This is a genomic window from Halobacillus sp. (assembly GCF_049282395.1).
Taxonomy (GTDB): domain Bacteria; phylum Bacillota; class Bacilli; order Bacillales; family Halobacillaceae; genus Halobacillus.
The window spans coordinates 1-6,486 of sequence record NZ_JBAPTY010000278.1 but is presented as its reverse complement, the minus strand read 5'-3'; the positions used below and the strand labels follow the sequence as shown (position 1 = coordinate 6,486).

General features: G+C 41.2%; 5 protein-coding genes. All 5 read left to right on the top strand.

Annotated features, from left to right (window positions below):
• Positions 1 to 858: 858 nt before the first annotated feature.
• The 5 genes from WAM07_RS11910 (at position 859) to cls (ending at position 6,130) form a co-directional block, all read left to right on the top strand.
• The gene (locus tag WAM07_RS11910) at positions 859 to 1,353 is read left to right on the top strand and encodes a PTS sugar transporter subunit IIA (RefSeq protein ID WP_422167128.1); all 495 of its coding nucleotides are present in this window, start codon (positions 859 to 861) and stop codon (positions 1,351 to 1,353) included.
• Between the two features lie 175 nt (positions 1,354 to 1,528).
• Complete coding sequence (locus WAM07_RS11905) at positions 1,529 to 2,470, top strand: aminoimidazole riboside kinase (RefSeq protein ID WP_422167127.1); 942 nt, start codon at positions 1,529 to 1,531, stop codon at positions 2,468 to 2,470.
• Between the two features lie 12 nt (positions 2,471 to 2,482).
• On the top strand, positions 2,483 to 3,940 hold the full coding sequence (locus WAM07_RS11900) for a glycoside hydrolase family 32 protein (RefSeq protein ID WP_422167125.1): 1,458 nt from the start codon (positions 2,483 to 2,485) through the stop codon (positions 3,938 to 3,940).
• Between the two features lie 75 nt (positions 3,941 to 4,015).
• Positions 4,016 to 4,558 (top strand): transcription repressor NadR, encoded by a 543-nt coding sequence (locus WAM07_RS11895; protein WP_422167123.1) that lies wholly within the window; start codon positions 4,016 to 4,018, stop codon positions 4,556 to 4,558.
• A 129-nt stretch (positions 4,559 to 4,687) separates the two neighbouring features.
• Positions 4,688 to 6,130: a cardiolipin synthase gene (cls, locus tag WAM07_RS11890; protein WP_422167121.1), complete on the top strand. Its 1,443-nt coding sequence runs from the start codon at positions 4,688 to 4,690 to the stop codon at positions 6,128 to 6,130.
• Positions 6,131 to 6,486: the final 356 nt, after the last annotated feature.

The window sequence follows — 6,486 nt, the reverse complement described above, 5'->3', positions numbered from 1 at the left end:
GGGTTATGAGGAAGGTCCTCCGGGGGACGATTTCGCTTTCCGGCCCTGCATGACGCAGGGTCGTTCGACGTTGCCACAGGACGTGGCGATCTTAGTCGAACATCCCTTGTGCTGAGCCTCCTCGAGCCAGCTCTGCGGGGTCTCACCGATCATGTTCATCCCGCAGGAGTCTGCATCGTCCCCCTCCGGACCTGGCCGAATCAGAAACTCGAAACGATTTATGACATCGAAGGGTTCATGAGAAAAAAGCATGTGATCATGAGGCTGTTTTTATGCTATAACGATGTGAATAGCCTCTCTTAAAAGCATTTAGGACCGATTAAAAAGGAGAGCATCCTCTTTTCTAGAAGGGTCCGTTATTCTCACGTGGCAAGGTTGGTGGGGAAATGACGAGACTCCCATGGGAGAAGGAACTAGGTGAGATCCCGCAGGGAGTGAAAACGAGCGAGGAAGCTCAACGTTCCCCATAGGAAAGTGTTCAAATGTGGAATCACCCCGAAAGACATGACCAGCATAAGCCGACCATCAAAAGGATTGCGTTTTTTCAATCCGTTGATGAGCGGCTTATGTCTCGAGTGTCTGGGTGATGGAACAAGACGAGTTATTTCCCCACCAGCCCCCTCCTCATATCGCAACGGTCCCAATTTATCTCGAAACTGAGTCTTCCACAATCCGGCCCTTTAGTTTATTAAGTCGTGTATTATATTAAAGTTTTACGAAGCTTTTTTTGATGAAAATTCAATGATGAGTTTATTGATAGTAATCTAGGGAAAAATACAAATAGCTTCACTTTCAATAGTAGACTACCAAATGTATAATGAGAAAGTATTTTTATTCGGTAAAGGAAGGGTGAAGATATTGTTAAAGAATTTATTTGGTAAAAAAAGTGTACAAGAAGAATTAGTTGCTCCATTGAACGGAAAAGTTGTTTCTTTAGATGAAGTTGATGATCCCGTATTCAGTCAGCGCATGATGGGTGATGGTGTTGCGATTCAGCCAACAGATGGAAAAGTAGTCAGCCCAATCAGCGGGGAGATCGTACAAATCTTCCCTACGAACCACGCCGTTGGAATTAAAACGAAATCAGGTGTAGAAGTATTAGTTCATATTGGACTGGAAACCGTAAGTATGGAAGGTGAAGGCTTCGAAGGCCATGTGAAAACGGGTGACAAAGTGAATGCCGGAGATCACCTCATTACATTCGACCCTCAACTTGTAGAGGAGAAAGCCAAAAGTTCTATCACTCCCGTAATTATTACGAACTTTGATGATGCTGTGGAGAGCTTTGATCCATCTTATTCTGACACGGCAAGTGCAGGAGAAACCAAAATAGCAACTCTTCAAACAAAATAAGAATACCGACTAAAACCTAAAGCCCTTTGCTTTAGGTTTTTTTATTAATATACTTGAATTTATTAATGAGAGAATGGAAAGAAAGGAAGAATTAAAGGTATAATAATTAAAAGATTGGATCAGGGATGAATGGAATAACCTGGTCTTTTTTATATACAGAAAGGACGTGCTTATATTGAATAAAGGTGTTATTACTCTTGGAGAAGCTTTAATCGACTTCATACCACTGGATAATGAAAATATTAACTTTCAAAAGAGTCCCGGAGGAGCTCCCGCAAACGTAGCTGTTGGACTAGCCCGTTTAGGAGCTAGATCTTCATTTCTAGGTAAAGTAGGAGATGATGTACTGGGTAAGTTCCTGAAAAAGACCCTGTATGATTACGGGGTCAGTACAGAACATATGTATTTAACACAAGATACGCGTACGGGCGTCGTTTTTGTTACACTAGACCAGGCAGGCGAACGCAGTTTTGATTTTTATATCAATCCGAGCGCTGATCGTTTTCTTGAAGAGTCGGAAATAGATGAAGCAATATTTGAGAATCACAACGTGCTTCACTTTGGTTCGATCTCCATGATAGATGAACCTTCCAAAACAGCAACCAAAACTGCGGTAAAGAAGGCGAGAGAAAAAGGATTGATGGTTTCTTATGATCCCAATTTACGACTGGGGTTATGGAATTCAGAAGAAAAAGCAAGAGAAACCATTCTGTCCATGATGGGTGAAGCAGACCTCGTTAAAATATCAGAAGAAGAACTGGAGTTTCTAACTGGAGAAACTGATATTGAAACGGGTGTGAAAAAATTACAAAAGTATCATATTCCTGTCCTTTACGTAACACTCGGGGCACTTGGAAGTCACGTTTATACAACAGAAGGTCATACTCAGGTCCCTGCTATGAAAGTCGAAGCGGTAGATACCACAGGAGCTGGAGATGCATTTGTTTCTGGATTGTTATACCAACTGAGTGAGCATGGTACGGTTGAACAGCTGTCGTTAAAAGAATGGGAAGACATCACTCGTTTTGCAAGCGTATCAGGAGCTTTGGCTGCTTCAACAAAAGGGGCAATGACCGCCTTACCCACAAAAAAAGAAGTTGAGGATTATTTGAATTAGGAGGATTTTTTGATGGCTGAAAGAGATCAGGAACTGCGCCAGGCAGCAGCAGAAGAAATAGATAAGTATAAAGAAGAAGTAGAGTCTGATCCATACCGTCTGCTCTTCCATCACATGCCGCCGGTTGGGCTTCTGAATGATCCAAACGGTTTTGTTCAATGGAAGGGGACTTATCATTTATTTTATCAGTGGATGCCTTTTGATACAGGTCACGGAGCGAAATTTTGGGGGCATTACACTTCGAAAGACTTTGTTAACTGGGTACATGAAGATATAGCTTTAACTCCTTCTGACTGGTATGACAAAAATGGTGTCTATTCAGGCAGTGCAATTTCTCATAATGATCGTCTATATTTATTCTATACGGGGAATGTAAAGGATGAGGAAGGAAACCGTGAGACTTATCAATGTCTTGCCGTATCCGATGATGGGGTGAATTTTGAAAAGCAGGGAGTAATTGCTGAACTTCCAGAAGGGTACACAGCTCATTTTAGAGATCCTAAAGTGTGGAAAAATGGTGAGCGTTGGTACATGATAATTGGAGCTCAAAGTAAAGACCTCCAAGGAAAAGCTGTCTTATTCCAATCAGAAAATTTATACGAGTGGAAGCACCTCGGCTCTGTTACAGGAAGTTTGGAAAACGATCTTGGTGAATTCGGTTTTATGTGGGAATGCCCCGACATTTTTGAGCTCGAAGACCAGGATATATTAATGGTTTCTCCTCAAGGCTTGGAAGAGGAAGGAATGAACTACGCCAACACTTATCAAAGTGGATACTTCGCTGGGAAACTTAATTATGAAAAGCCGAAGCTTGAACATGGTCCTTTCCGCGAGCTTGACCGTGGTTTTGAATTCTATGCTCCCCAGACAACTTTGGATGAGCAGGGCCGCCGAATTCTTATTGGCTGGATGGGTGTCCCTGACCAGTATGAACAGGCGCACCCTACCGTAGAGAAGCAGTGGGTTCATTGTTTAACACTGCCGAGGGAACTGACCTGGAACGGGCAGCAAATTATCCAGAAACCAGTTAATGAGCTGAAGGAAATGAGAGGACCGGCTCTTATCCATGCTTCCATTACGATTGAAAATGATCAAAAAGCCGTACGAGGTATTGGAGGAAGAGCAACAGAACTGAATCTCGAATTTGAACAGATTGAAGACCAATTTGCTGTTGAATTATTTCAGTATGCTGCTATTAGTTATAAAAATGGAATCCTTACCTTATCCAGGCCGCATCTAGAAAATAGGGAAAAGACAGAATTCCGCAGAGTAGAACTTCCACAAGGACTAAGAAATCTACATTTATTTATTGATCAGTCTGCCCTTGAAATCTTTGTGAATAATGGAGAGGAAGTTTTTACTTCCAGGATCTTTCCTCAGCCTGAAGAAGAAGATATTCTCTTTACTTCACTCGGAGAAAGCAGCTTTTCTATTGAGCAATGGAAGCTGAGCGGCTTTAAATCTTCATAATTTTGAAGCTTTACCAGTGAAAGTTTAACTTATGCTACAATAAGAAAACGAAGATCGCATGAAGGAGCCGTCTATATGAGCCCATCCTCTAAGAAAATGAAAGCAAGTGAGAGAAGAGAGCACATTTTATCCTTATTGAAGCAGACAAAAGATCCAATCACTGGTAGTTCTCTTGCTGAAGAGATGAACGTTACAAGGCAAGTCATTGTAGGGGACGTTTCTTTACTTAAAGCAAGGAATGAACCTATAGTAGCCACGAGTCAGGGCTACATGTATATGACCGATAACAAGGAAAGTCTGGCTTATCAAAGGACAATTGTATGTCAGCATAACGCAGAGCAAACGGAAGAAGAGCTTAATATTCTTGTAGATCATGGAGTGCATGTATACGAAGTCGTAGTAGAGCACCCCATCTACGGAGATTTAACTGCTCAGCTTCGAATTTCAAATCGGCGTGATGTAAAAAAATTTATTGACGAGGTCCAATCTACAAATGCCTCATTTCTGCTGGAATTGACCGATGGCATTCATACCCACACAATCTCAGCAGACAGCAGGGAAGCACTAGATGAAGCTGAAGAGGCTCTAGGGCAAGCGGGCATTTTAATGAGAAATTAATGTGGATGCACAAGGAAAAGAGGTATGCTTAGAGTATGATCAGCATATCTCTTTTTTGTATAGTGAATAAATCCAAATGTGATATAGTTGATGAGCAATGGTTTTTGACGAAAAAAGGTGGTGAACCAGGTGAATATTATCCCGTATATTTTAAGTGTCATATTAGGTTTAAACGTGCTCTTGGCTTTAGCCATCATTTTTTTAGAGCGCAGGGATGCAAGTGCCACATGGGCCTGGTTGATGGTACTTTTGTTTTTACCTATAGCAGGATTTATATTTTATTTAATTTTTGGAAGACGCTTAAGCAATAAAGAAATATTTACATGGGATAAGAAGAGCCGCTTAGGTTTATTAGCCGCTGTACAAGATCAGCTGCAAGCTATAAAAGAAGACCGTTTAGAGATCAATCATCCGGATATTGTTCCTTATGAAGATCTTATTTACTTACATTTAAAAAATAATGATGCCCTCTATTCAGATAATAATGAAGTAGAAGTATTTACTGATGGACAAAAAAAGTTTCATGCACTTATTCAGGATATTGAAAGTGCTCAAGACCATATCCACTTGCTTTATTATATTGTTAGGGATGATAAACTGGGCACCCGCCTGGCCGACGTATTGATACGAAAAGCTCAAGAGAATGTAGAAGTGAAGCTTCTGTATGATGATATGGGATCAAGATTGCTTAAAAGAAAGTTTGTAAAAAGACTAAGGGATGCCGGGGTTGAAGTAGAATCTTTCTTTCCTTCTTTTATACCTAAAGTGAATCTGAAAATAAATTACCGTAATCATCGTAAATTAGCCATAATAGACGGAAAAATAGGTTATATTGGCGGATTTAATATCGGAGATGAATATTTAGGTTTTAACAAAAGGTTCGGTTATTGGAGGGACACCCATCTGAGGGTCGAAGGGAATGCGGTCAGTAACATGCAGACCAGATTTATTCTCGACTGGAACCAGGCTTCAAGAAAAGACATTGTTTATGAAGATCGATATTTTCAGGCGGAACCGAAGGGAAGCACTGGAGTTCAGATCGTTTCCAGCGGACCTGACTCGGAATGGGAACAGATTAAACACGGATACATTAAAATGATTTTGTCCGCAAAAGAGTATGTGTACATCCAAACCCCTTATTTCATACCAGATGATAGTCTGCTCGATGCCCTTAGAATAGCGGTACTTTCAGGCGTGGATGTTCGAATTATGATCCCAAATAAGCCAGATCATCCGTTTGTTTATTGGGCTACATTTTCTAATATTGGGGACATGCTGAATGCAGGCGCAAGAATCTATATTTATCAAAAAGGTTTTTTACACGCTAAAACTATTGTAGTGGATGGGAATATTGCTTCTGTCGGTACCGCTAACATTGATGTGCGAAGTTTCCGGTTGAATTTTGAAGCTAATGCTTTTGTTTACCATCCGAATATTGCCAAAGCTTTAAGCGATCGTTTTCATGAGGATTTAATCGAATCTACCGAGCTTACGAGTAAGTTATATCAATCGCGCACCAAATGGATTCGCTTCAAAGAGGCTATTGCGAGGCTGCTTTCTCCAATATTATAAGTCTCTGCACTGATTATATAGTTAAGAATCGACCAACATCCCCTTACATGAGAGGGGGACTGTTGGTTTTTTATTTCTTTCCAATAAACGTTATGGCTGTTTTTTCATAAAATACTTATTAAGCTATAGGGCCGAATTGTTGAAGACTCAGTTTCAAGATAACTTGGATCCGTTGCTCATATAGAGATTGGCTGGCTACGGAAACAACTCGCTTTCCTGCGGGGGAACAGGCAAGCCTCCTCAGTCGTTAACACTCCTTGTGGGGTCTCGCCTAGCTCCTTCTCCCGCGGGAGTCTCGTCGTTTCCTCCGCCATCCTATGATTGAGGAGTGAACGGACCCTTCTATAAGAGAGGTA

Bases quoted from the DNA above. Each gene is read 5' to 3' on its own strand.
- WAM07_RS11895 (WP_422167123.1), top strand. From the start codon at position 4,016: ATGAGCCCATCCTCTAAGAAAATGAAAGCAAGTGAGAGAAGAGAGCAC.
- WAM07_RS11900 (WP_422167125.1), top strand. From the start codon at position 2,483: ATGGCTGAAAGAGATCAGGAACTGCGCCAGGCAGCAGCAGAAGAAATA.